At 67.6% G+C, this 24,650-nt stretch carries 22 protein-coding genes and 1 tRNA gene; 9 read left to right on the top strand and 14 right to left on the bottom strand.

Going from position 1 to position 24,650, the window contains the following annotated elements:
• Positions 1 to 109 precede the first annotated feature (109 nt).
• Positions 110 to 871, bottom strand: a complete 762-nt coding sequence (locus AB4Y72_RS02820) for an isoprenyl transferase (protein ID WP_441424945.1) — start codon at positions 869 to 871, stop codon at positions 110 to 112.
• A gap of 243 nt (positions 872 to 1,114) precedes the next feature.
• Here AB4Y72_RS02820 and trhA point away from each other — a divergent pair, with 243 nt between their 5' ends.
• Positions 1,115 to 1,753, top strand: a complete 639-nt coding sequence (gene trhA, locus AB4Y72_RS02815; RefSeq protein WP_441424944.1) for a PAQR family membrane homeostasis protein TrhA — start codon at positions 1,115 to 1,117, stop codon at positions 1,751 to 1,753.
• 143 nt (positions 1,754 to 1,896) lie between these two features.
• Here trhA and AB4Y72_RS02810 read toward each other — a convergent pair whose 3' ends face one another.
• The 4 genes from AB4Y72_RS02810 to mca form a co-directional block, all read right to left on the bottom strand.
• Complete coding sequence (locus AB4Y72_RS02810) at positions 1,897 to 2,562, bottom strand: HAD family hydrolase (RefSeq protein WP_441424655.1); 666 nt, start codon at positions 2,560 to 2,562, stop codon at positions 1,897 to 1,899.
• Positions 2,559 to 4,751: a thioredoxin domain-containing protein gene (locus tag AB4Y72_RS02805; protein WP_441424654.1), complete on the bottom strand. Its 2,193-nt coding sequence runs from the start codon at positions 4,749 to 4,751 to the stop codon at positions 2,559 to 2,561. The genes AB4Y72_RS02810 and AB4Y72_RS02805 overlap by 4 nt, the downstream gene beginning before the upstream one ends.
• Positions 4,729 to 5,061 (bottom strand): hypothetical protein, encoded by a 333-nt coding sequence (locus AB4Y72_RS02800; protein ID WP_441424653.1) that lies wholly within the window; start codon positions 5,059 to 5,061, stop codon positions 4,729 to 4,731. Before AB4Y72_RS02800 ends, AB4Y72_RS02805 begins: the two co-directional genes overlap by 23 nt.
• Before the next feature lie 91 nt (positions 5,062 to 5,152).
• Positions 5,153 to 6,058, bottom strand: a complete 906-nt coding sequence (mca, locus tag AB4Y72_RS02795) for a mycothiol conjugate amidase Mca (RefSeq protein WP_441424652.1) — start codon at positions 6,056 to 6,058, stop codon at positions 5,153 to 5,155.
• 176 nt (positions 6,059 to 6,234) lie between these two features.
• Here mca and AB4Y72_RS02790 point away from each other — a divergent pair, with 176 nt between their 5' ends.
• From AB4Y72_RS02790 to greA, 3 genes are all read left to right on the top strand, one after another.
• Positions 6,235 to 6,687, top strand: coding sequence for a DUF4307 domain-containing protein (locus tag AB4Y72_RS02790; protein ID WP_441424651.1), 453 nt, complete (start codon positions 6,235 to 6,237; stop codon positions 6,685 to 6,687).
• Positions 6,688 to 6,927: 240 nt separating this feature from the next.
• A complete protein-coding gene (locus tag AB4Y72_RS02785) occupies positions 6,928 to 8,037 on the top strand; it encodes an alkaline phosphatase family protein (RefSeq protein ID WP_441424650.1) in 1,110 nt (369 codons plus the stop codon).
• A 205-nt stretch (positions 8,038 to 8,242) separates the two neighbouring features.
• A complete protein-coding gene (gene greA, locus AB4Y72_RS02780; RefSeq protein WP_441424649.1) occupies positions 8,243 to 8,737 on the top strand; it encodes a transcription elongation factor GreA in 495 nt (164 codons plus the stop codon).
• A 165-nt stretch (positions 8,738 to 8,902) separates the two neighbouring features.
• Here the strand turns inward: greA and AB4Y72_RS02775 are convergent, their stop codons facing one another.
• From AB4Y72_RS02775 to AB4Y72_RS02760, 4 genes are all read right to left on the bottom strand, one after another.
• On the bottom strand, positions 8,903 to 9,526 hold the full coding sequence (locus AB4Y72_RS02775) for a rhomboid family intramembrane serine protease (RefSeq protein ID WP_441424648.1): 624 nt from the start codon (positions 9,524 to 9,526) through the stop codon (positions 8,903 to 8,905).
• An 8-nt stretch (positions 9,527 to 9,534) separates the two neighbouring features.
• The gene (gene ilvA, locus AB4Y72_RS02770; protein ID WP_441424647.1) at positions 9,535 to 10,773 is read right to left on the bottom strand and encodes a threonine ammonia-lyase; all 1,239 of its coding nucleotides are present in this window, start codon (positions 10,771 to 10,773) and stop codon (positions 9,535 to 9,537) included.
• Positions 10,774 to 10,794: 21 nt separating this feature from the next.
• A complete protein-coding gene (locus AB4Y72_RS02765; RefSeq protein ID WP_441424646.1) occupies positions 10,795 to 12,108 on the bottom strand; it encodes an AI-2E family transporter in 1,314 nt (437 codons plus the stop codon).
• A gap of 104 nt (positions 12,109 to 12,212) precedes the next feature.
• Positions 12,213 to 13,178 (bottom strand): aldose 1-epimerase family protein, encoded by a 966-nt coding sequence (locus AB4Y72_RS02760; RefSeq protein WP_441424645.1) that lies wholly within the window; start codon positions 13,176 to 13,178, stop codon positions 12,213 to 12,215.
• A 90-nt stretch (positions 13,179 to 13,268) separates the two neighbouring features.
• Here AB4Y72_RS02760 and galK point away from each other — a divergent pair, with 90 nt between their 5' ends.
• Positions 13,269 to 14,429 (top strand): galactokinase, encoded by a 1,161-nt coding sequence (galK, locus tag AB4Y72_RS02755; protein ID WP_441424644.1) that lies wholly within the window; start codon positions 13,269 to 13,271, stop codon positions 14,427 to 14,429.
• A 125-nt stretch (positions 14,430 to 14,554) separates the two neighbouring features.
• On the opposite strand, the gene AB4Y72_RS02750 is transcribed toward galK, so the two are convergent.
• Together AB4Y72_RS02750 and AB4Y72_RS02745 are read right to left on the bottom strand one after the other, a co-directional pair.
• Positions 14,555 to 15,430, bottom strand: coding sequence for a Bax inhibitor-1/YccA family protein (locus AB4Y72_RS02750; RefSeq protein WP_441424643.1), 876 nt, complete (start codon positions 15,428 to 15,430; stop codon positions 14,555 to 14,557).
• A gap of 185 nt (positions 15,431 to 15,615) precedes the next feature.
• Positions 15,616 to 16,503, bottom strand: a complete 888-nt coding sequence (locus AB4Y72_RS02745; RefSeq protein WP_441424642.1) for a hypothetical protein — start codon at positions 16,501 to 16,503, stop codon at positions 15,616 to 15,618.
• A 606-nt stretch (positions 16,504 to 17,109) separates the two neighbouring features.
• On the opposite strand from AB4Y72_RS02745, the gene AB4Y72_RS02740 reads away from it, so the two are divergent.
• The 4 genes from AB4Y72_RS02740 to AB4Y72_RS02725 are packed head-to-tail and all read left to right on the top strand — an operon-like array spanning position 17,110 to position 21,253.
• Positions 17,110 to 18,393, top strand: coding sequence for a branched-chain amino acid ABC transporter permease (locus tag AB4Y72_RS02740; protein ID WP_441424641.1), 1,284 nt, complete (start codon positions 17,110 to 17,112; stop codon positions 18,391 to 18,393).
• 9 nt (positions 18,394 to 18,402) lie between these two features.
• A complete protein-coding gene (locus AB4Y72_RS02735) occupies positions 18,403 to 19,371 on the top strand; it encodes a branched-chain amino acid ABC transporter permease (protein WP_441424640.1) in 969 nt (322 codons plus the stop codon).
• A complete protein-coding gene (locus tag AB4Y72_RS02730) occupies positions 19,368 to 20,483 on the top strand; it encodes an ABC transporter ATP-binding protein (protein ID WP_441424639.1) in 1,116 nt (371 codons plus the stop codon). The genes AB4Y72_RS02735 and AB4Y72_RS02730 overlap by 4 nt, the downstream gene beginning before the upstream one ends.
• On the top strand, positions 20,480 to 21,253 hold the full coding sequence (locus tag AB4Y72_RS02725) for an ABC transporter ATP-binding protein (protein ID WP_441424638.1): 774 nt from the start codon (positions 20,480 to 20,482) through the stop codon (positions 21,251 to 21,253). The genes AB4Y72_RS02730 and AB4Y72_RS02725 overlap by 4 nt, the downstream gene beginning before the upstream one ends.
• 376 nt (positions 21,254 to 21,629) lie before the next feature.
• Here the strand turns inward: AB4Y72_RS02725 and AB4Y72_RS02720 are convergent, their stop codons facing one another.
• From AB4Y72_RS02720 to AB4Y72_RS02710, 3 genes are all read right to left on the bottom strand, one after another.
• Positions 21,630 to 22,979, bottom strand: a complete 1,350-nt coding sequence (locus AB4Y72_RS02720; RefSeq protein ID WP_441424637.1) for an ABC transporter substrate-binding protein — start codon at positions 22,977 to 22,979, stop codon at positions 21,630 to 21,632.
• 551 nt (positions 22,980 to 23,530) lie between these two features.
• A tRNA-Leu gene (locus AB4Y72_RS02715) sits at positions 23,531 to 23,604 on the bottom strand.
• Between the two features lie 32 nt (positions 23,605 to 23,636).
• Positions 23,637 to 24,596, bottom strand: a complete 960-nt coding sequence (locus tag AB4Y72_RS02710; protein ID WP_441424636.1) for an N-acetyltransferase — start codon at positions 24,594 to 24,596, stop codon at positions 23,637 to 23,639.
• Between the last annotated feature and the right edge of the window lie 54 nt (positions 24,597 to 24,650).

Below are 24,650 nucleotides of genomic sequence, written 5' to 3'. Positions count from 1 at the left end.
GGCCGGCGAATTGCCCGCCGATGGGATTAACGTACGTCTCCGGGGGCGGGTTTGTCCGACTATTTTTCGGCGATTCTTCTGGCCGCCTCATGAACTCCGTGTGAACGGCTCAGGCGCCGAAGCGGCGCTGCCTGCCGGCGTAATCGCGCAGGGCGCGCAGGAAGTCCACCTTGCGGAACGCCGGCCACAGAGCCTCGCAGAAGTAGAACTCACTGTACGCGCTTTGCCACATCAGGAAGCCGGAAAGCCGCTGCTCACCGGAGGTCCGGATCACGAGGTCCGGGTCCGGCTGGCCCCTGGTGTAGAGGAACCGTGAGATGTCATCCACGGTGAGGTCATCGGCCAGTTGTCCGATGTCCGCGCCCCGGGCGACGGCGTCGTGCAGCAGTTCCCGGACGGCATCGACAATTTCCCGCCGTCCGCCATAGCCGACGGCGACGTTGACGTGCAGCCGTTGGTGCGCAGGGGTGCGGGCCGTCAGGTTGGTCAGCCGCTCGGCGAGGTAGTCCGGCAGCAGTTCGGGGGCGCCCATGGCGTGCACCGAGATGTCCGCGTCCTCGTCCAGCCGGTCCAGGGTATTGGCGATGATGCCCATCAGGAGGTCCAGTTCCTCGCCGGAGCGGTTCATGTTGTCCGTGGAGAGCATGTACAAGGTGACCACCTTGACGCCGAGTTCCTGGCACCAGCCGAGAAACTCGTGGATCTTGTCCGCGCCGGCCTGGTGTCCCTGGCTTGTGGGGGCATTGAACTGGCGGGCCCAGCGCCGGTTGCCGTCAACCATGACGCCGATGTGCTGTGGGATCCGGTCAGGGTCCAGGGAGCGCTGCAGTTTGCGCTCGTAAAAGCCGTAGAGGAACCCGGGCATTTCCATCCGGAGATTCACCTGGCTTCCTTGAGGTACTTGTTCAGTGCACATCCTAGGCTACCTGCCGGAGCCCGCCGCCGCGCGCAGGACCGTCATGGGACCGTCGCAGGCCCACGCTCAGCCACTTGTTACTCACCGGTAACTTACTAACCCGTAGGTTATTATGGCGGGATGGAAAGCAGCAGTCTGGAGCCCCGGCCGGAGCATCCGGAGAAAAAGGAGACCCCGGTGGACGATGCCGCCGTCCGGCTGGCCGAGCTGTTGATGATCAAGCCCAAGTGGCGGGGCTGGATCCACACCGTGACGGCTCCTCTGGCGTTGGCCGCCGCGCTGGTGCTGGTCATCCTGGCCCCGCCGGACCTGAAGATCGCCTGCGCCGTCTATGCCGTCACCGGGGTCCTGCTGTTCGGCGTCAGCGCCATCTATCACCGCGGGAACTGGTCCCCGCGCGTCAAGATCGTCCTGAAGCGGCTGGATCATACGAACATCATGCTGGTGATCGCCGGAAGCTACACGCCGCTCGCCTGGGCGCTGCTGGACCGGCAGAAGGCCGAGCTGCTGCTGTGGGTCATCTGGTCCGGCGCCATCCTCGGCGTCCTCTTTCGCGTGCTGTGGACCAACGCCCCGCGGTGGCTCTACGTGCCGATCTACATCGCGCTGGGCTGCGGCGCCCTGTTCTACCTCCCGGACTTTTTCGCAGCCAATGCCGCATCCGCCGTGCTGATCTGCGTTGGCGGCGCCCTGTACATTACCGGGGCCGTTTTCTACGCCCTGAAAAAGCCGAATTTCAGTTACGAGCACTTCGGCTTCCACGAGTTGTTCCACGCCCTCACCGTGTTCGCCTTCGCCGCGCACTACATCGCCATCGCGATCGCGGTCCTGAGCTGACCCTTCCGGGCAGAGGGCTGCCTGTGCGCGCGGATTCTCCCCACCTTTAGGACGCCGACGCCGGGGACTCACCGGCTATTCGGCCCGACGCGCCGGGCGCCGACTTCAAAGGTGGGGAACTTCCGCCGTCGCGGGCCGCCGGCTTAGGCGGGTCGCCCCGCCGCGATGAGCTCGGGCAGCTCCCGCATGTCCGAAAAGACTGTGGTCCCGGGCCCGGCCAGCCGCGCGGCCGGGGTGACGCCGCCGGCATAGGCGAAGACGTGCATCCCGGCCGCCCGGGCGGCCTGGACGCCGAAGGCGCTGTCCTCGACGACGGCGCACCGTTCCGGGGAGGCCTTGAGGCACTCTGCGGCATGGAGGAACAAATCCGGTGCCGGTTTGCCGTGGGCCACCTCCGTGGCGCTGAAGATGCGGTCCTGGAAGCGGTGCAACAGCCCGGTCTTGCCCAAGGTCCGGCGCATCTTGTCGTGGCTGCCGCTGGAGGCGACACAGTGCGGCAGGCGCAGCCGGTCCAGGGCCTCCTCGATGCCGTCGACCGCTTCGAGGTCGCGTTCAAACGCCTCCTGGTACCAGCGCCCGTAGTCCCGGTCCCAGCCGTCGGCCAGCCGGATATCCAGCTGCTGCTCGACGGTGGCAACAAAGTGCGCCTCGGACTTCCCAACGAACCGTTCAACGATTTCATCGAGTTCCAGCTCCCAGCCAAGATCTGCCAGCACCCGCTGGTCCACCCGGACGGAGATCACCTCGGAATCCACCAGGACGCCGTCGCAATCGAAGACCACCAGCTCAAAGCCGTCTTGGGAAATCATGGAGCCATCCTAGCCAGGCGCTCGCGCACCCCCTGGATGGAAGCCACAGGAGTGTCGCAGACCATGCCGCGGCACAAGAACACCTGCGGGGCGCCGTCCGGAGCGGCGCCGCGGCCGCGCAACAGCGGCACGGGCCGGGTGGCGCCGGCGTCCTGGACCGCCACTACCAGCCCCGGACTGGCCGAGAGCAGCAGCTCGTGGTGGAGCGCCGCCCGTTCCGGCGTGTCCGGTCCGGCGACGGCGGCCTCGACCGGCCCGGCGAGCGCGGCCTGTGCGGTTGCGAGCAGCCAGCCGGCCAGGCGCGGCGCCTGGACCGCGAGCGGAGGCAGCAGTCCGAGGATGTTGGCCGCCAGGGTGCGGTGTTCCGAGGAGCCGGACAGGGCCGCATGGGTCACCAGGGCCCCGGCCAGGGCGGCGGCTCCGCTGGGCATCGCGTTATCGAACGGATCCAGCCCGTTCCGGCCGCCCTGGGCAGCGGTGACCTGCGCCGACTCCCCCGCGGCGTCCTTCAGTCCGCCGTCGGCGGCAAACCGCTCGCATGCCGCGTCGAGCATGTCCCCGGCCAGGTCGTACCAGCGGGTGCGCCCGGTAACCCCGTAGAGCGAGAACAGCCCCTCAGCGCAAAATGCGTAGTCCTCCAGCAGGCCCCCGATTCCGCGCGGTACCCCGCCGTGGGACACTCGGGTGAGCCGGCCGGGGCCGTCCCCGGCGGGCCGCCAGTGCACGCGCTCCAGATAGGTGGCGATCCTTTCCGCGGCGTCCACCAGCTCCGGCCGGTCCAGGACGGCCCCGGCGTCGGCGAGCGCCGCGACGGCCAGTCCGTTCCAGCCGGCCACCACCTTGTCATCCCGGCCGGGCTGCGGCCGTCCGTTGCGGGCCTCTGCCAGCAGGGGCCTGACCCGCCGCCACAGTTCGGCGTCCGCGCCGGTGATCTCCCGGCCCGGATGCAGCGGCGAGCCGTCGGCGGTCACCGTCCCCCGTGGCTGCACTTTCATCAGGGCCGCCACGGCGGGCCCGTCCGCCGGGCCCAGAAGCGCCTCGAGTCCGGCGGGCGTCCACAGATAGGTGGCGCCTTCGGCGTGCACGCCAGCGACGAGGGTATCGGCGTCCAGCGACGACGCCAGGGCTCCGGCAGCGAGTCCGAGGCGGGCCAGGAGCCAGTCGGCGGTGCGGCCGGCGACGTCCGCGGCCTCCGCGGCCGGGTACCCGGGGGTGCCGCCCAGCCGGACCCAGTGGGCGTAGACGCGCAGCAGCTGGGCGTTGTCGTAGAGCATTTTCTCGAAATGCGGAACGGACCAGTCCCGGGTCACCGAATAGCGCGCGAAGCCGCCGTCGAGCTGGTCGAACAACGCCGATCGGGACATTGCTGCCAGGGTGCGGCCCGCCAGGTCCCGCGCCGCGGCGGCGGTGTCCGGGCCGCCAGCCCGAGAATCCGCGGCATGGGTGTCCGCTGCCTTCGGCGGTCCGGCCGCGTGCCGGATCAGGAATTCGAGCACTGCCGGGGGCGGGAACTTCGGCGCGCCGCCGAAGCCGCCGTGCGTCTGGTCTTCGGAGCGGACCAGGGCGGCCACGGCTTCGTCCAGGAGGGCCCCGTCCAGGGGTCCGGGTGGCCCGTCGAGCCGGATCGCGGCGGCCGGCTGGGACGCGGCGATGCCGCCCGCGAGGGTAGCGGCGTTGGCCTCGACGGCGCCGCGGCGCTCCACCCAGGCCTCATTCACGGCTTCGAGGACCTGCAGGAAGGAGGGACGGCCCGGCATGGGACGGGGCGGGAAGTACGTGCCTGCGTGGAACGCCCGGCCGTCGGGCAGGAGAAAGACCGACATCGGCCAGCCGCCCTCGCCGCTGATGGCCTGGGTCGCGGCCATGTAGACGGCGTCGACGTCGGGGCGTTCTTCCCGGTCCACCTTGATGGAGACGAAGTGGGCGTTCAGGTAATCAGCGGTGCCGTGGTCCTCGAAGGATTCCCGGGCCATGACGTGGCACCAGTGACAGGCCGCATAGCCGATGGAAAGGAACACCGGCACGTCCCGGGCGGCCGCAGCGGCGAAGGCCCGGTCGCCGAACGGCTGCCAGTGCACGGGGTTGGAGGCGTGCTGGCGCAGGTAGGCGGAGGGTTCCGCCGCCAGGGCATTCGAGGCGCCTGGCAGCGGACCGGGGGAACCGCTGTCAGCGGTTGCCGGATCCCGCATCGCCGTTGACTTCCGGCCGGGAAACCCTGCCGTCGGCCGGGAACCCGGTGCCGTGGGCGCCGGAGGACCCTGCCTCCGCAGCCTCGCCGGCGGCGTCCGACCGCTCGGCCTCCACCTGGGCACGGTAACGGACCCGGCGGATGCGCCGCACCATGTCCACGATCAGCACGGCGGTCAGCACCACGATGAAGGCTGTCAGCAGGAAGCCCAGAAAACCCGGCGTAACCTGGTCCGGGGACAGGCCCGGGCGCAGCGACGGCGTGGGGGTCGGCGCCGGGGCTGTTGCCAGAGCGATGAGCAAGGAGTGCACGGTGAAAACCTTCTGTGGAAACTGGTGTCTTATCTGCGGCCCCTTGTTCCACGGTGTCTTTTCTACACCAGATAGAAGAGGCCTTTCCCGTCTATCTTAGCCCGGCAAACAGGTCCGTTTCGGGCAGGTCCACCGGGATCCTGGACTCGATCAGGGAGTAGTCTTCCCAGGGCCAGACCTTGCGCTGCATGGCCGGGGATACCGCGAAGAAGAATCCCTCCGGGTCTACCTGGGTCCGGTGCGAGCGCAGCGCCGCGTCGCGGGCCTCGAAGAAATCCCCGCACTGGATTTGGGTGGTAGTGGGGTGCGTCGGCGGCGGCGGGGTGTGCCCTTCGGCGTCCGCTTCCAGCCAGGCGGCCAGCCGTTCGGCGTACGGGGACTGCAGTCCGGCCTCTTCCAGCGCGAAGTGCAGCGCGCGGAACCGGTCCGGGCTGAAAGCACGGTCGTAGTAGAGCTTGCTGGGCGCCCAGGGCTCCCCGATGCCCGGGTACCGTGTGGGATCACCGGCCGCCGCGAAGGCCTCGACGGCCACCCGGTGCGCCATGATGTGGTCCGGGTGCGGATAGCCGCCGTTCTCGTCGTAGCTGACGATCACGTGGGGCTTGAAGTCCCGGACCAGCCGGACCAGCGGCGCGGCCGCCCGTTCCAGCGGCAGCAGGGCAAAGCATCCTGTCGGCAATGGCGGCAGCGGGTCGCCTTCCGGCAGCCCGGAATCGACGAACCCGAGCCAGCGCTGCCGGACGCCGAGGACCTTCGCTGCGGCGTCCATCTCGAGCCGGCGCGCGCCGGCCATGTCCCGCTTGGGGTGCGGCTGCCCCTCCATCGCGGGGTTCTGGATGTCGCCGCGCGAGCCATCGGTGCATGTGGCCACCAGGACGTCCACGCCGGAGGCGGCGTACATGGCCATGGTGGCGGCGCCCTTGCTCGATTCGTCGTCGGGATGAGCATGGACCGCCAGCAGGCGAAGCGGTGCTGACGGGCTGGGGGATGCTGTCATCGTGGGACGGCTCCTCTTTCTGCTGTGTTCTGCTCTGTTCGGGCGGATCTTCTGGGCGGGCTGCTGTCCTGGCGGACGGCCTGGGCGGTGCTGTCAGACGGCCGTCCGGTGCGGCTTGGATGGCCCGGCCAGCCGCCGCGGAAACATCCCCGTCCGAACCACACTAAACTGGATGGGTGACTTCCGAGGACCAGCCTGCCGCGTCGGCACCTACCAGCCTAGCCAATCGTTACGGCGGCCAAAAGCGCGCGCTGACCCGCACAGGCAAACGCAACATCCTGTTCGCCGCCCTCGCCGTCGGCATCGCCCTCCTGGCCTGGGCATCGACGTCGGCAGCCACGTCCAGCGTCAGTTTCAAGGACATCGGTTACAACACCCGCGACGCCACCCTGACGGAAATCGACTTTCAGGTCACCAAGGACCCCGCAGCGGACGCGAAATGCGCCGTCAAGGCCATGGATTCGAAGTTCGCGATAGTCGGCTGGAAGGTCGTGGACATCCCGGCCAACGGGACCGACGCCGGCACGGACGGTGGGCACACCACCGGTCACAGCACCCAGCTTCGCACGGAATCCCAGGCGGTCTCCGCCGTCGTGGACAGCTGCTGGATTCCGGACGCCGGAAAGTAGCCGCGGCACCCGCCGGACTCGGCGCCCGCCACGGAACTCGAACACGGAGTTCGAACACGGAGCTCAAACACAGAGCTCAAACACAGGGCTCAAACAAGAAGCCCAAACAAGGTGTCCGGGGAGGGACATCCCTGGCCCCGGAGCCTTATGCTGGTGCCAGCGACTCGTCGGTTTTTGAGGGCAGGGCCGTGTCCGGAGCGGTATCGGGCGACCCTGCTGCACGCGTCAAAGGAAAGCGGGATGCGCATGACCCCCGGAAAGCCGAATGCAACCACCGCACGGGGCGCTGCCGGCCTGTTGATGCTGGCGGTGGCCCTGGTCCTGGCAGTTTCGGGCTGCCAGCCGGGGTCAGCCGCGGGCAGCCAGCCGCCGGCGGGTGGCGCCCGCGCGGACCGCCCGGGGCATGTGTTTGTGATCAATCTCGAGAATGAAGGATTCGACGCGGCCTGGGGCGCTGGCTCGGACGCTCCCTACCTCGCCGAGACGCTTCGCGCCAAGGGCGTCCTGCTGTCCAAGTACTACGCAATCGCCCACCACTCCGCACCCAATTACATCGCCCAGATCTCGGGGCAGGGCTCCAACCCTATGACCCGGAACGACTGCGGCACGTATGTCCCGTTCGTGCCGGAGGGCACCACCGGGCCGGGCCAGGTGAAAGGGACCGGCTGCGTCTATCCCGCGTCCGTGCAGACCGTCGCGGGGCAGCTCAGCGCGGCCGGTAAGACGTGGAAGGGCTACATGGAAGGCATGCAGAGTCCCTGCCGGCACCCGGCAGCCGGGGCCGAGGACGGCAACCAGGACGCCTCACCGGGTGATCAGTACGCGACCCGGCACAATCCCTTTGTGTACTTCGCGTCGATTACGTCCTCTCCGGATTGTCAGAAGAACGTGGTGGACTTCACCGAATTTGCCGGCGATCTCAAGTCGGTAGCGACCACCCCGAACCTTTCCTACATCAGCCCCAACTTATGCAATGACGGGCACGACAGCCCCTGCGCGGACGGCAGGGAGGGAGGCCTGGTCAGCTCCGACGTCTGGCTGCAGAAACATATACCCGCCATTCTGGACTCGCCCGCCTATCAGCAGGACGGGATGCTGGTCATTACCTTTGACGAAGCCGACGGCGCCAAGCAAGGCCCCAAGGGCGTTCCCGGCGGAACGGCCGGGGGCCGCGTGGGTGCCCTGGTGCTCTCCCCCCTCGTCCGGGGCGGCACAACGTCGGACAAGATCTACAGCCACTACAGCCTCCTGGCCACGATCGAAGACATTTTCGCGCTGCCACGTCTCGGATATGCCGGGGCGCCCGGAGTCGACAGTTTTGGCCCCGACGTCTTCAACTCGCGGCCGTGACCAGCCTCAACCGACCGGTGCATGGCTGCACCGGTCCGCACGGGGACGGCAACACGGTGTGACCCACGCCGCAGCGCTCTTTGGTTTATCCACAGCATTGACTACAATGGATCAATACCTTTCCCCCGCTGAGCTGGTTACTGCGTCATAAAAGTGGCCACCGTGGCGGGGTCTTTGCTTGTATGACCACCCAAAGGAGAAGTCCGTGTCTACCACCAACAGCGCAACTGCGGCTTGGCTTACCCAGGAAGCTTTTGACCGCCTGAAGGCAGAGCTGGACCACCTTTCCGGCCCGGGCCGGGCAGAAATCGTCCAGAAGATCGAAGCCGCGCGCCAGGAGGGTGACCTCAAGGAGAACGGCGGCTACCACGCAGCCAAGGAGGAGCAGGGCAAGATCGAGGCCCGCATCCGCCAGCTCACCGCCCTTCTGCGGGACGCCCACGTCGGCGAGGCACCGGCCGATGACGGCATCGTGGAGCCCGGCATGATCGTCGTAGCCAAGATCGCAGGCGATGAGGAAACCTTCCTGCTCGGCTCCCGCGAGATCGCCGGCGACGCGGACCTTGATGTCTTCAGCGAGAAGTCCCCCCTCGGCGCGGCCATCGTCGGCCACAAGGCGGGCGACAAGCTCAGCTACACCGCCCCGAACGGCAAGGACATCACGGTGGAGATCAAATCCGCCAAGCCGTACGCCGGCTGACACCGCGGCATCGCTTCGGCTTGTCGCACCGCTTCTGTTTCGAGACGGAACGCTCCTGACGGAACGCTCCTGACGAAACACGCTTGGCGAACACCGACGCCGGTCTCCCCTTCGCGGGGAGGCCGGCGTCGTTTTATGCCTGGTTGGCGGTCAGGAGCGGGTGCCTCAACGTCCGGCGGGCAGCGCCCGCAGGCGCCGGGTGCTGAGCAGCAGCGCCGCTGCGACGCCGCCGATCGCCCCGCCCAGGTGGGCCTGCCACGAGACAAAACTTGCCACGGTGGGCAGCACCCCGAAGAGGATGCCGCCGTAGACCAGGAACAGCACCACGGAAAGAGCGATCTGCCACCAGTTGCGGTTGAAGAAGCCGCGGACCAGCAGGAACGAGAAGAGCCCGAACACCAGCCCGGACGCACCCACCGTGATGCTGGCGCCGCCGATAAGCCACACCACCATCCCGGAGGCCAGCCAGCTCGCGGCCAGGGCCGTGATGAAGACCCGACGCCCGGACAGGAACACGAGGAACCCGAAGATGATCAGCGGGAGCGTGTTGGACATCAGGTGGGCGAGGCTGGCGTGCAGGAGCGGGAACGTCAGGATGTCCAGGATCCCGTCCAGGCTCCGCGGCCGCAGCCCGAACGTGCGGTTCAGCGAATGGAACAGGGCGGTGTTGAGGATCTCGATCAGGTACAGCAGCCCCACGAAGGAGCCCACCACCAGCAGGCCCGTGCGCGCCCGCGCCCCGGGGGTGTCCCCCGCTCCCGGGCCTCCGTCCGGCGGCGTCTGCGTCACCACCGCCCCTAGTGCACCACGATCGGCTGGAATCCCTCGGCCCGGAGCGCCGCGAGGACCTGGCTGCAGTGCTCGTGGCCCTTGGTTTCCAGGTTGACGGTGATGGAGACGTCACCCATGCTGATGGAGCCGCCCACCCGGGTGTGGTCCAGTCCGGTGACGTTGGCGTCGTTTTCGGCGATGATGCGGGCAATCGTGGCCAGCGAGCCCGGACGGTCATCGAGCATCATCCGCACGGTCATGTAGCGGCCTGCGGCGGAGAGGCCGCGCTGGATGACCTTGAGCATCAGCATGGGGTCGATGTTGCCGCCGGAAAGAACCACCGCAACGGTTCCGGCATTCTCGATCTTGCCTTCCATGAGTGCCGCGACGCCGACGGCACCGGCGGGTTCAACCACCATCTTGGCGCGCTCCAGCAGGAAGATCAGCGCCCGGGCCAGGGCGTCTTCGCTGACGGTGACGACGTCGTCGACAAGTTCGCGGATGATGCTGAACGGCAGCTGGCCGGGCCGGCCGACGGCGATGCCGTCCGCCATGGTGGAGACCTTCTTGAGCGGGACGAGGGCGTCCGCGGCGAGCGAGGGAGGGTAGGCGGCGGCGTTCTCGGCCTGGACGCCGATGATGCGGATCTCCCGGCCGAGTTCTTTGGCCCGCGCCTTCACGGCGACGGCAACGCCGGCGAGGAGGCCGCCTCCGCCGACGCCCATGAGGATCGTGTCGACGTCGGGAACCTGCTCGAGGATTTCCAGGCCCACCGTGCCCTGGCCGGCCACGACATCCACGTCGTCGAAGGGGTGGACAAAGACGGCGCCGCTTTCGTCCGCGTAGCGCTTGGCTTCGGCCAGCGCCTCGTCCACGTTGTGGCCGTGCAGTACCACCTCGGCGCCGTGGCTGCGGGTGGCGGCGAGCTTGGGCAGAGCCACGCCTAACGGCATGTAAATCCGGGCCTTGATGCCGAGGCTCTTGGCTGCGACAGCCACGCCCTGGGCGTGGTTTCCGGCGGAGGCCGCCACCACGCCGCGCTTCTTTTCGGCATCCGAGAGCTTGGCCATGCGGACATAGGCGCCGCGGACCTTGAAGGAGCCGGCGCGCTGCAGGTTTTCGCATTTGAGGAAGACCTCGCCGCCCACCATGCTCCCGAGGGCCCGCGATGATTCCACGGGCGTCCGCGTAATAATCCCGTCGAGCAGCTTTTGCGCCTCCAGGACATCGTCCAGCGTGACGGGCAGGCTCTCAAGGGTATTCACGAACTGTTCTCCTTCTTCGAATCAGGCGTCGGTGCCCCGTCCGGCATCGCTGCCCGGAGCACCGCTGGTGGGTGCGGCGCCCTCGCGGCCGGGTGTTCGGCCCGGCAGGTGGACGTCTGTGGAGGTGGTGTTTGCGCCGGATTCGGGGGCGGGACCGCCCTCTGGTCCGGCGGTTGCCAGCACTTCATCATGTTCCCACGTTCTGCCCGCAATGTAGCGAATCGACGAGTTTGCTACGGCCAGAATCGGAACGGAGAAGAGTGCGCCCGGGATCCCGGCGAGGTAGGAGCCCGCCGCGACGGACAGGATCACGGCCACGGGGTGGAGAGACACCGCCTTGCCCATGACCAGCGGCTGCAGGATGTGGCTTTCGAGCTGCTGCACCAGCAGCACGACGCCCAGCATGATGAGCGCGTTGACAGGGCCGTTGGCCACGAGTGCCAGCAGCACCGCGATGGCCCCGGTGACCAGGGCGCCGACCACCGGGATGAAGGAGCCGAGGAACACGAGCACGCCCAGGGGCAGCGCGAGCGGGACGCCAAGGATCGCGGCGCCGACGCCGATTCCCACGGCGTCCACGAAGGCGACGAACATTTGGATGCGCACGTAACTGACCATGGAGGTCCAGCCGCGGCGGCCGGCACCATCCGTGGCACGGCGCGCCTTGCGGGGCATCAGGCCGACCAGGAAGGACCAGATCCGCTCTCCTTCCAGCAGGAAGAAGATCAGCACGAACAACGCCAGCACCAGCCCGGCGGCGAAGTGCCCGGCCGTGCTCCCGAACGTCAGGGCCCCGCTGAGGATGCTGCTGCTGTTGTTCTGCAGCGCGGCGGTGCCGTCCTCGATGTACTTGTCGATCTGCGCGGCCGTCAGGTGCAGCGGGCCCTCGGACAGCCAGGTCTGGACCTGCTGCAGGCCCGTGTGCGCTTGCGACCACAGCTCGCCGAAGCCCTGCGTGAGCTGGCGGCCCACCAGGGTCAGGGCGCCGATAATGATGCCAATGAAGCCCAGCACAGTGATCGCGACGGCGAGGCCCTTGGGCACGCTGCGCTTGGCCAGCCAGCGCACCGCCGGGCTGAGGAGCCCGGACAGGAGTGCGGCCACCATCACCGGGATGATGAGGAAGCTGACATGGCTCAGCAGCCAGATCAGGCCCCCGAGCACGAGCAGGATGAGTCCGGTGCGCCACGCCCAGGCGGCGGCGATCCGCACACCGTACGGAATGTCCTGGTCAATCTCGCGGTCGGTGAGAACCCGGGCCCGGGCACGGAATCCTGGCCCGGCCGCGGAAACGGCGGGGGCTGTGGCGGGTGCGGCGTCCTCGGCTGGCGTCATAGCCCCATGATTCCCCAGCGGCCGGCTAATAGGAAACCAGCCACCCGCACCCAGCAACCGGCTCCGGCCAGCGCGCCCGGCCGGGCCGGGTCAGGCCGGCCGGGTCAGGCCGCCGTGACCGCGAGCGAGGAGGCGATGCCCCAGGTCATGGAGAACTGCTCCCCCGGCGCGAGCCAGCGCAGTCCCTCGCCGCTGTTGAACGCATTGGCCGGCCCGGTCATCGGCTCGATCGCGACAGCCTTCGCCCGGCCCGGGAACTCGGTGGTCACGAAGACATGGACGTAGCCGCAGCTCTCGTCCTGCCAGAGGCTGACGGTCCGCCCGTCCGGTGACCGCAGCGTGTGCCGGGCCACGCCGCCGTCGAACTTTAGGTCCGTATAGGCCGAATCAAGATTCAAGGTCCCCACCAGCCGGCCCCCGCGGAGATCGAAATCGCCGCCGACCGGTTCGGTACCGCGCGGAATGAGCCGGTCGTCGGCGACAAGCCGGGTCCGGGCGTCCACGCTCACCGTGAGCTCCTCGCTGGGCACGTCACCGAGCCGCAGGTACGGGTGCGCGCCGAGCACGAACGGCGCCGGCTCTTGGGCGTCGTTGATCAGGGTCTGGCGCACCACCAGCCCCAGGTCCTCGGCGAGTTCGTACCGGACCCGGTGCCGCAGCAGGAACGGGTAGCCGTGCTGCGGAAATACGGCCGCCTCCAGGGTGACGGAGTATTCGTCCTCGTCCACGAGTTCGTAGGAAGAGTTCCGCAGCAGCCCGTGGCTGGCGTTGTTGCGGGAGACCTCGGTGATGTCGAGCTGGAGCTTCTTGCCATTGAGGTACCAGACGCCGTCTTCCACCCGGTTGGCCCAGGGCGCCAAGGTGATCCCGGTGGCGCCGGGCGGGATGTCAGCGTCACCATAGCTCTCCGTCAGGGCCGTGCCGCCGCGGCTGTAGAGCCGCAGGCCGGCGGCGAGTTCGGTCACGACGGCCAGGGCATCCCCGCGCCGCAGCTCGTACTGCCGCCCCGAGGCGTAGCGCCGCATGCTGTCGTCAGGGCCGGCTGCAGAAGGTGTGGCTGTGAGATCCATGGTGACCACGGTACAGCCCGCACCACACAAACAACCCCGCGAAGCCGTATACCTTGGACCCATGACTTCCAGCAGCGCAGGTGGCAACCCATGATCCCGTCCCTGGACGCCGGCCGGCTCGCGGAGCGGTTTGGGGCCGTTTTCGGCGCCCGGCCCGACGGCGTGTGGCGGGCCCCGGGGCGCGTCAACCTCATTGGCGAGCACACCGACTACAACGAGGGCTTCGTCCTGCCGTTCGCCATCGACCGGGCGGCCCGGGTGGCCATCAGGGTCCGGCCCGATTCGACCGTGCGGATGCTTTCCACGTTCGGGAACCAGGGGCTGACGACGGCGGACACCGGCTCGCTGGCCCGCGCTGGCGCCCGGGGCTGGACGAAGTACCCGCTCGGCGTCATCTGGGCGCTGCAGCAGCAGGACCTCCCGGTTCCCGGGGTGGACCTGCTGCTGGATTCCGATGTCCCGCGCGGCGCCGGCCTGTCCTCCTCGCACGCCATCGAATGCGCCGTGATTTTGGCACTCAACGAGCTCACGGGCGCCGGCCTGTCCGCCCAGGACATGGTGCTGGCCACCCAGCGGGCGGAAAACGACTTCGTCGGCGCGCCCACCGGGATCATGGACCAGTCCGCCTCGCTCCGCGGCACGGCCGGCCATGCCGTCTTCCTCGACTGCCGGGACCAGAGCGTCCGCCACGTGCCTTTCGACACCGGCGCCGCAGGCCTGGTGCTCCTGGTCATCGACACCAAGGTCTCGCATTCCCACGCCGACGGCGCATATGCCGCGAGGCGGGAATCGTGCGAACTCGCCGCCGACGTGCTCGGCGTGCCTGCCCTGCGCGACGTCGGGCTGGAGGACCTCGAGGAGGCCAGTGGGCTCCTCGACGCGGAGACGTTCCGGCGCGTCCGCCACGTGGTCACCGAGAACAGCCGGGTGCTGCAGACCGTGGAGCTGCTGGACACCCTGGGCCCGGCCGCCATCGGCCCCCTGTTGGACGCCTCCCACGCCTCGATGCGGGACGACTTCGAGATTTCCTGCGCCGAGCTGGACCTTGCCGTTGACTCGGCGCGGTCGGCTGGCGCGATCGGCGCCCGGATGACCGGCGGCGGCTTTGGCGGCTCAGCGATCGCCCTGGCGCCGGCGGGGTCGGCGGAGCAGGTGCGGTCCGCCGTCGAACGGTCTTTCGCGCGGGCCGGGTTCGCCGCGCCGGAGATCTTCAGTGTGCGCCCGGCGGCGGGGGCCATGCGGTTGGCATAGCCAGGGCGCCACCGGGGCGCAGGGCAGAAGCAGCCGTCGTCTCCACCGCCGGGAACTACCGGAAAAGGCAGGAGCCCCGCCGGTTGGCGGGGCTCCTCTAAGCCAGGCATGCAGGTGCGGCCCTGTCAGTCCTCGCCGCGGAGGATGGCCAGCAGGCGGATGATCTCGACGTAGAGCCACACGAGCGTGACGGTGAGGCCGAACGCCGCGGTCCAGGAGAACCGCTGCGGGGCTCCGGCGCTGATGGCCGCCTCGATGGACGTGAAGTCCATGATGAGCGAGAAGGCGGCCAGGCCGATCGCCAGCACGCCGATGAAGACGCCGAGCGGGATGCCGAAGATGTGCACGCTGGTGCTCAGGCCGAACGGTGTTGTCACGGCCCCGGTCCACATCATGACGAGGTTGACGAGCGCGAACACGGCATAGCCGATCAGGGCGACCATGAAGAACCGCATGACCTTGGGCGTGGCCCGGACCTTGCCGCTCTTGAACAGGACCAGCGTGACGGCGAAGACGGACAGGGTCCCGACGACGGCCTGGATGCCGACCCCGGGGAACAGGTTGTCGAGGATCCGGGTCAGGCCGCCGAGGAAGAACCCTTCAAGCAGCGCGTAGGCCAGGATGAGCGCCGGGGACGGCTGCTTCTTGAACGTGTTGACCATGGCGAGGGCAAAGCCGCCCAGCGCTCCGAGGATCATCAGCATGGACCCGGTGCCCTGCGGGACAGCGAGCGCCATCGCGGCGCCGAGAACCAGGACACCGAGGCACCCGGCAGTCTTGACGATGACGTCGTCGTACGTCATCCGGCCGATGTCGGCTGGCCCGGCTGCCGGCCGGTTGTACAGGTCCTGGAGCTGTTCCTGGGTCATGACCGGCGGGGCCTGGCCGTAGGGGGCCTGGCCGTAGGGGTTCTGGCCGTAGCGCGCCTGCGGGGCAGCCGGTGCCTGGGTGGCTTCGCGGAAATTCTTTCCGCTGAAGATCGGGTTTCCGCCAGGTGCCATTGCGGGTGTCCTCCAAGATAAAGGGGGTGGGTGATGATCCGGTGCGAAGCGGATGAACTGAAATCAGACAAGTCAACGCGGACTATACAGTCACGCTACCAAGTCCCACGGCTGGCGGGGAGGGATAGTTCCCCGCCCAAACCTCCGCAACCGAACCGTGACCTGGAGGGGGTTCGCCGGGCCGGTCAGGTTCGCACCGGGCGACGGCCTGCGGGGCCGCCACGGCTGGCGCGGCCGCCGACGGCGAGCACGGCCGGTTGGCCGTCGCCCCGAAAGTCGTTGAGCGGCTTTGACGGATTGCCCCTTGGCGCCGGAAGGGACCCGGGAACCGGCCCCGGCTGTCCGGTTCCGCTGTTGATGATGACGTCGTCGACGTAGATGTCGGCCATTTGCTGGTCGTGTTCGGAACCCAGCTGCACCGCGTCCACGGTAGTGGCCGCAATACTGACCGTGCCCACGTAGACGGAGCGCCCGTCCCACCAGATTTGGACGTTCGTCTCGGGACCGTTGGGGACCACGTGCAGAACCAGCCGGTGCCAGGTGTCAGTGGGGACTTCCTGGCGCAGGGTGGTGTAGGTGAACCCTGCCGGTGTCGACGTCCGGAGTACCAGCTCATGGGTGATGTTTTGCCGGAACACATCCATGACACGGACGCGGCCCGCGAAGAACCGGAAGTAGGGAACGTTGTTCCCGGCCTTTCCTTCGCCGGCGATGTTGAACCAGCCGTCCGCGTACACGTCCGTGGCTCCGGGGGGCAGGTCCGCCGTCATCTTGGCGAGGGAGCCGGCCGTCGCTGTGGTGTGCAGGAGGGCGGCGCAGTTTCCGGAGTGCGCCTGCGCCGCGGACACGGAGACCGTCCCTGTCCCGGAGGTGAAGACGCCGAAGCCGTCCACGGCGCCCGATTCGAAGCTGGAGGCTGCCGCCGTGGTGCCGGGATACGGGTCCAGGAGTGACCCGGCGGACGGCACGCAGGCCTGTGCCCCGGCTGTTTCGGGGCCCAGGCTGAGCGCCGGAACGGCGAGGATCGCCAGCACCAGCGAGCCAGCGAGGCCCAGCTTGACCACCCGCTTCATTGGTCGGCCCTCCGAGATCGGCCCTTGCATTAGGCGGCGGACGCGGTCCCGGGCCTCAGGTCCGGGGCCGGCGTTCCGGACGGGGGCCTGGATGGCAGTTCCGGCCTCCGCCCGCGCACATCGGCACGTCGCTCATCGCACCATAACGCCAGCGGACTTGGAAAAAGCTTGGAACCGGGCCGTCCGCTCCTGGCCGCAGCGGACGGCACCGGGCCCCAGAGTGGCGGCCGGCGGCCCCGGAGGGGCCGGAAGCGCCGGAGTCCGGACCGGCCACTGTTTAGGCATGCTCGAGATCAACAAAAGTTTTCTTTAGCCGGACTAAACCAAGGTGTCGGCCCGACTACACGGTCGTTACCCGATCGCGACGTTCTGCCTGCTCGGAGCGGCATTCTTTAGGCCGTCCGGGCTGTAGCATAGGCCACACAGGGTGACGGACATCACAAGCGATGCGGTGCAGCAATTCACTGCTTCGCGAGGCGTTCGTCTCCTGACCGTTCGCAACGGTTGCAAAGGCGCAACCCACAGCACCCCCATGTGGAGGTTTTCAATTTGAGAAGCACAACGAGCGGCCTGTCGCAGAGACGACGCGGCAGACTACTGAGGGCGGTGGGGTCTGTATGCGCCACCATAGCTGCGCTATTGCTCATCGTTGCCCCGGCGTCCAGCGCCGCCACCCCCTCGCCGACCCCGTCCCCGGCGGCCAGCGAGTTCACGAACAGCATCAGCGGTTTCCTGCGCGGCGACGACCGCGCGCCGATTCCCGGGGTGACGGTCACTGCCACGAACGGCACCTTCACGGGAACCACAAAGTCGGAAGCCAATGGCGCCTGGAACATTGGCGTCCCCACCCAGGGGACTTACGAGGTCAAACTCGATGAGTCCACGCTTCCGAAGGGCATCAAGCTCGCCGAGGGCCAGGAAAACCCCCGCAAGGTCACGTTCAGCCAAACCTCAAACCTGTCGGTGATCTTTGCCTTTGGCAAGGGCATCGTCGTGGCGCAGGAGAACTTCGGGCAGGATCTGCTCAACCGGCTGGTGGCCGGCTTGAGCTTCGGCCTGCTGCTCGCCCTAGCGGCCGTGGGCCTGTCGCTGATCTTCGGCACCACCGGCCTGACGAACTTCGCCCACGGTGAAATGGTCACGCTGGGCGCCGTCCTGGTCTTCGCCTTCAACGCCATGCACCTGCCTTTCTGGCTGGCCATCATCCTGGCCATTATCGGCGGCGGATTGTTCGGCTACGTCCAGGACGCGGGACTGTGGAAGCCGCTGCGGCGCCGCGGCACCGGGCTTGTTCCCATGATGATCGTCAGCATCGGCCTCGCCTTGGCCGTCCGCTACGTCATCCAGTTCTACTTCGGCGGCGCCACCCAGCAGCTGCCGTTTGCCCAGAGCGCGGAAATCCTGATCGGCCCGGTCTCGATCTCCCCCAACAACCTTTGGTCCCTCCTGATCAGCGCCATTGTGATCGCGGCCCTCGGCGTCGTTCTGCTCAAGACCCGGCTGGGCAAAGCCACCCGCGCGGTGGCCGACAACCCCGCCCTGGCGGCGGCCTCCGGCATCGACGTCGACTCCGTCATCCGGATCGTATGGGTGGTCGGCGGCATGCTCGCCTCACTCGGCGGCATCCTCTGGGCCTACTACCGGCCCGGAGTCACGTTCGACATGGGCTCGCAGATCCTGCTACTCATCTTCGCCAGCGTCACCCTGGGCGGCCTCGGCACAGTCTGGGGCGCCCTGGTCGGTTCCATCATCGTCGGCATCTTCGTTGAGCTGACCACCGTGTTCGGCCTCGCAGCCGACCTCAAATACGTGGGAGCGTTGTTCATCATGATCGTTGTCCTTTTGTTCCGGCCTCAGGGCATTCTGGGCCGCCGCGAGCGCGTGGGTTAGGAGACAGCCATGGACTTCGGATTCATTCTTTCCAGCGCCGCCGGCGAACTTTTCAGCCCGACGACGGCTGCCTACGCCCTCGCCACCCTCGGCCTCGCGGTTCACTTCGGCTATGCCGGCCTGCTCAACTTCGGCCAGGCCGGTTTCATGGCGGTGGGAGCCTACGGCTTCGCCATCTCCACCCTGACGTTCCATGTGCCGTTCTTCGTCGGACTGCTCATCGCCGTCGTCTGTTCCGCCATCTTCGCACTGCTGCTGGGCATCCCGACGCTGCGTCTGAGGGCGGACTACCTGGCCATCGTGACCATCGCTGCGGCTGAAATCGTGCGCTACATCGTCACGACCAACCAGCTGACCGCGGTCACCGGCTCGGCCAACGGCCTGGCGGCCTTCGAAGGCGATTTCTACGCCATGAACCCCTTCCCGCCGGGGACCTACATCGGCATGAACAACCGCGACTTCTTCATCCGGGTAGTCGCCTGGGCAGTCGTTGCCGTGTTCTGCACCCTGGTCTGGCTGCTGATGCGCAGCCCCTGGGGCCGTGTCCTCAAGGGCATCCGCGAGGACGAGAACGCCGTTCGCTCACTCGGCAAGAACGTGTACGCCTACAAGATGCAGGCCCTCATCATCGGCGGCGCGCTCGGCGCCTTGGCGGGCATGATCTTCACGATCCCCCGCGGCGCGGTTCAGCCGGCCAACTACGGCACGGAACTGACCTTTTTCCTCTACACCTGTCTGCTGCTGGGCGGTCTCGGCACCGTGCTCGGCCCGGTGGTCGGCGCCATGATCTTCTGGGTGGTCCTCTCCCTCACCCAGGGCATCCTCTACGGCCTGATCGAGTCCGGCACCATCACGTGGCTGAACACGGTCCAGGCCGGGCAACTGCGTTACATCCTGGTCGGCGTGGCGCTCATGCTGCTGATGATCTTCAGGCCCCAGGGCGTCCTCGGCAATAAGAAGGAGCTGGCATTCGCATGAGCATTCCAAGCGAAGCGCCGCGCGGCGAACCCCGCACGTCGGAAGAAATCGACTACATGACGGACACCCGTCCGATCGCGGCCGGGGAAATCGCGCCCGGCTGCAAGAAGCGTGATCCGATCGTCGTGGCGGAAAACGTCACCCGCAGCTTCGGCGGCATCAACGCCGTCGACGTTCAGTACCTCGAGATCCCGCGACACAAGATCACGGCCCTGATCGGCCCCAACGGTGCCGGCAAGACCACCTTGTTCAACCTGCTCACCGGATTCGACACCCCAAATTCGGGCAGCTGGCAGTTCGAAGGCCAGAGCCTCGCCGGCGTCTCCTCCTACAAGGTGGCCCGGATGGGAATGGTCCGCACCTTCCAGCTCACCAAGGTCATGGGCAAGCTCACGGTCATGGAGAACATGCGCCTGGGCGCCTCCAACCAGTCCGGCGAGCGGCTGTCCAAGGCCCTGTTCAAGGGCATCTGGGGCGGGCAGGAAAAGAAGATCACCCAGGAAGCCAACGTGCTGCTGGAGAAGTTCAAGCTCGATGCAAAGAAGGACGACTACGCTGCGTCGCTCTCCGGCGGCCAGCGAAAGCTGCTGGAAATGGCCCGTTCCCTCATGGTCCGGCCCAAGCTCGTGATGCTCGATGAGCCGATGGCCGGCGTGAACCCTGCCCTGACACAGTCGCTGCTGGATCACATCAAGAACCTCAAGGCCGAAGGCATGACCGTCCTGTTCGTGGAGCACGACATGCACATGGTCCGGCACATTGCCGACTGGGTCGTCGTGATGGCCGAGGGCAAGATCGTTGCCGAAGGCCCTCCCTCCGAGGTCATGAAGAACCCCGCCGTGATCGACGCCTACCTCGGTGCCCACCACGACGTCGACCTCGGCGATGCGGAAGGCATCAAGGAACTGGCCGCCGAGCTGGTCGCCGACGACGAGTCAATCGTCGGCACCGAAAACGCCGGCATCATCTCCGCCGACGTCCTCGCCACGGAGGCTGCCGAGGCGGAGGCGAAGGGAACGGCGCACGGCCGCCGCAGCGCCGAGGAGCCACCCCTCGGTGAACAGCCCGACAGCACGGGAGAGCCGAACCGCACAGAGAAGGACACAGAATGAGCGCCACCAGCGCGGCACCTGCCGCCCAGCCCGCCTTCGAGGGCGACTCGGTCGTCAAGGTCACCGACCTGGTGGCCGGGTACATCCCCGGCGTCAACATCCTCAACGGCTGCAGCATCGAGGCCCGGAAGGGTGAGCTGATCGGCATCATCGGCCCCAATGGCGCCGGCAAGTCCACGCTGCTGAAGGCCATGTTCGGCCTGGTCAAGGTCCACTCCGGCTCGGTAGTGGTCCGCGGGCAGGACATCACCGGGCTCAAGGCCAACAAGCTGGTCAGCCGGGGCGTCGGCTTCGTGCCGCAGAACAACAACGTCTTCGCCGCCCTGACCATCGAGGAAAACCTCCAGATGGGCATGTTCCAGCGGCCCAAGGACTTCGCCAAGCGGTTTGATTTCGTTACCGAGCTGTTCCCGGAGCTCGGCAAGCGGCGTGCCCAGCGGGCCGGCTCGCTCTCCGGCGGCGAACGCCAGATGGTGGCCATGGGACGGGCGCTCATGATGGACCCGGCCGTGCTCCTGCTCGACGAGCCGTCGGCAGGCCTCTCCCCGGTCAAGCAGGACGAGACGTTCCTGCGCGTCCACGAGATCAACCGGGCCGGCGTCTCGGTGATCATGGTCGAGCAGAACGCCCGCCGCTGCCTGCAGATCTGCGACCGCGGCTACGTGCTGGACCAGGGCAAGGATGCATACACGGGCACCGGCCGGGAACTCATGAAGGATCCCAAGGTCATCCAGCTCTACCTAGGGACGCTCGCAGACACCGTCGATTAGCGCTTCGGGCAGCATCCCCCGCAGGGGCCGTCACCAGCCGGTGGCGGCCCCTTTGCGTGCCCGGCGGAGTCCCGTGCGCGCCCACAGCCCAGCGCCCTCCGTGCGCCTGCGCAGCCGCGTGCCTGGCGTCACCCGGCAGCCGCAGCGCATGCCTCACCGGCCGCCCCCGACAGAACCACGACGGAGTCACGCGGCGCAGGTTTATGGACGGGCTCCTTGCTGCACGAGGCCGGATTTCCGCCGTCGGGCAGCCCGCTCGCAACCCACCGCCTGCCGTGCGTGACGCCGGGGTGCAGGTGAGCCGCCACGCGCCTCTGAGGCAGCAAAAGACCCCCGTCCTCAGGACGGGGGTCTTCGGCGTTAGGCGGGATGCGGCTTACAGCTTGCCGAATTCTGCCTTGACGGGCTTGTAGGTGTTGTCATCCTGGTACTGGTAGATGCCGATGTAGGCTTCCGTGGGGTCGCCGGCGTCGGAGAACGTGACCGGACCGGACTGGCCGTCGTAGTCGATGTCCTTACCGTTCCGGAGCAGGGTGACGCAGGTCGGGAAGGAGTTGCACTTCTCCCCGCCTTCAGAAACATCCTTCAGGTGCGCCGCAATGTCCACGCCCTTGGTGCTCTTCGCTTCCTCGGCCGCCAGTGCGATGAGGTTCACTGCATCGTAGGACTCGCCTGCGTAGCTGAAATCCTTCAGCGCCGGATCAATTGCCAGCAGCTGCTTCTTGAAGGCATCGTTGGCGAAGGTGCCCGGGATGGTGCCCTGGGCGCCCTTGAGGGTACCCGGCTGGAAGTCCTTGCTGTAGTCGGACATGTTGCCGTCCACCATGAAGATCTGGGTCGGCTTGACGCCCTTGCCCGTCATGAGCGGGACGATGCTCTTCGCCTGGTCAAAGCTGATCAGGGCAATGGCGTCCGGCTTGGCCGCGAGGACCTTGTCCACCTGGCTGCTGAACTGGGAATCGCCCTCATTGAAGAGCTCCTGGGCAACAACCTTGCCGCCGGCTGCTTCAAAGGCGGACTGGACGTTCTTCGCGAGGCCGGTACCGTAAGCGTCGTTGAGGACGATCATGCCCAGGGTCTGCGCGCCGCAGGTAGCCATGTAGTTGCCGAGGACCTTGCCCTGGAGCACGTCCGAGGGGGCGGTGCGCCAGTAGAGGCCCTTGTCATCCCACGTGGTGAAGTCCGGGGACGTATTGGCCGGGGAGAACTGGACCACGCCGGCGCCGGTGATCTGGTTGATCACGGTCTTGGATACGCCCGAGGATGCGGCACCGATGATCGCACTGACGCCCTGGCCGAGCAGTGCAGTCGTGGACTGGGTGGCAATATCGGTCTTGGTGTCGCCGGAGTCACGGTGGATGACCTGGACGGGCTTGCCCAGGACGCCGCCGGCATCATTGACTTCCTTGATGCCGAGGTTTACACCGGCAATTTCGGGCGGGCCCAGGAAGGCGAGGGAACCCGTCGTCGGCAGGAGCGAGCCGATCTTCAGGGGCGTTGAAGTGGTGGTAGCTGAGGGGGGAACGGCCCCGCTCTGAGTTGCGGCGGAGGTAGCGGCGCTCGTGGCGCTCGGTGCCGGGCAAGCGATGCCGGCGGCCGCGGCTGAGCTGGAGCCCGTCGAGCTCGGGGTGGACGAACCACCACAAGCCGTAGCCAGAAGGGCGACACCGATGCTAAGCGCTGTCAGCTTAGCGATGCGGGGCGCAACCTGGGGGAGTGAAGTCATGTACAAGCTCCTCGATCTAAAGGTGCGAACGGCCTTTGACGCGAAAGATCAGGTGTTCCTGATTCCCTTCAAGCTAGTGCAATTCCGGCGTGAAAATAAGTGACTACGGTCACATCCTTATAACACTCGTTGCATAGAGGAAATCCGGGCGGTCCCGGCAGCCCCCGAACGGCGGCGTGGCCCCATGATGGCACGAAAAAACACCCCCGCACGGGCCGGGGGCGGCCAGCAATGCGGGGGTGTCTTTTGGTGGCTCTCCGGCTTGGGGGGTACCGGACGAACTGACTGAGCATATGTTGGCGAAATGCGCAAGTCAAACGCAATCCGTTGCCATCGGGTTCCCCGAGAACTAGCCTTGGAGCGGAAGTGGCCCGAGGCAACGAATCGGGGGACGGGTCAACTCCCACTCGCATCCGAATGCAGGAAGCGCCCCACCCAATGACGGGTGGGGCGCTTCTTTGCTGTGATCTTTACTGTGCTCTTTACTGTGCGGGGGTAGCGGCTGCGGGAGCCGCCACGAGGACCCGCGTTGGCGGGGGGCCTGTCTCTTGTGCCCCAGGTGGGACTCGAACCCACAACACGCGGATTTTAAGTCCGCTGCCTCTGCCAATTGGGCTACTGGGGCGCCCGGTCAATGGTATCCCGTCGTGGACCGGATCAGTCCGTAAAGCCGTGGGCGTATCGGAAGGTGCCGCTGACGCCCCCGGGCCACACGGCCAGCGGAAGGAGCTGGAAGTGCGCGCCCCAGCCCGGCTCCGGCGGTGCCACGCCGAGCGAGGTGGACGGCACGAAGCCGAAGCGGGAATAGTAATCGGGGCTGCCGAGCAGGGCGATCCCCCGCTCCCCCGCGGCGTTGGCGCGGGCCACGGTCTCGTTCATGAGCGCGGTGCCGATACTGTGGCGCTGCAGCCGCGGGACCACCGCGATCGGCCCGAGACCGAGCAGCTCCAGCTCCCCCACCCATCCCCGGGTGCTGATCACGTGCCCCACGATCTCGCCGTCGAGCTCCGCGACGATGCTGAACTCAGGCAGGTACTCCGCACTGTCGAAGATCCGCCGGAGCAGTTCGACTTCCTCCGGCTCGCCGTCCACGGGCAGGCCGGTCACCGGGGAGACGGCGAAGGCCGCTGCGGTGAGAGCCAGGATGGCGGCGCGGTCCTCCGGCTGTTCGGTGCGCAGCCGAAGGACCGGGGCGGGGTGCTCCCGGCCGCTGTCCTGGTCCAGTTCGTGCAGCGCCAGCTCATGGAGGACCTCCAGCGCCCGGTCGGCATCGGCCACCGGCACCAGCAGGTGGTCGTGGTGGAAGCCGGCCAGGACGTTGCAGCTGATCTTCGCCTCGGTCAGGGCGGCGCCCACGGCGGCCGTCAGGCCCACGGCTTCGAGCGAGGAATGGACTTCGAGGGTTATCCAGGCCCCCACAAAGTCATAGGGCAGCCCGGCGTCGTCCGCGTCGGCCCGTGGCATCACCACGGTCAGCCCCTCGGCTTCGCGGACGGCGGCCATGATTCCGCCGGTCAGCGCTTTGCCGTGCGGCCACAGGACGTAGACGAACTCGCCGTCGCGGCGCACGGGATGCATGGTTGCCAGAAGCGTGTGGAGGTCTTTTTCACCGGTCATCCAGCCAGTCTAGGGGCGAGCGGCGGGGACGAAACGGCGGGAGGCAGCCAAAAA

This window comes from Arthrobacter sp. YAF34 (assembly GCF_052113245.1).
Classification (GTDB): Bacteria; Actinomycetota; Actinomycetes; order Actinomycetales; family Micrococcaceae; genus Arthrobacter.
This window is presented reverse-complemented; position numbering and strand designations above follow the sequence as displayed.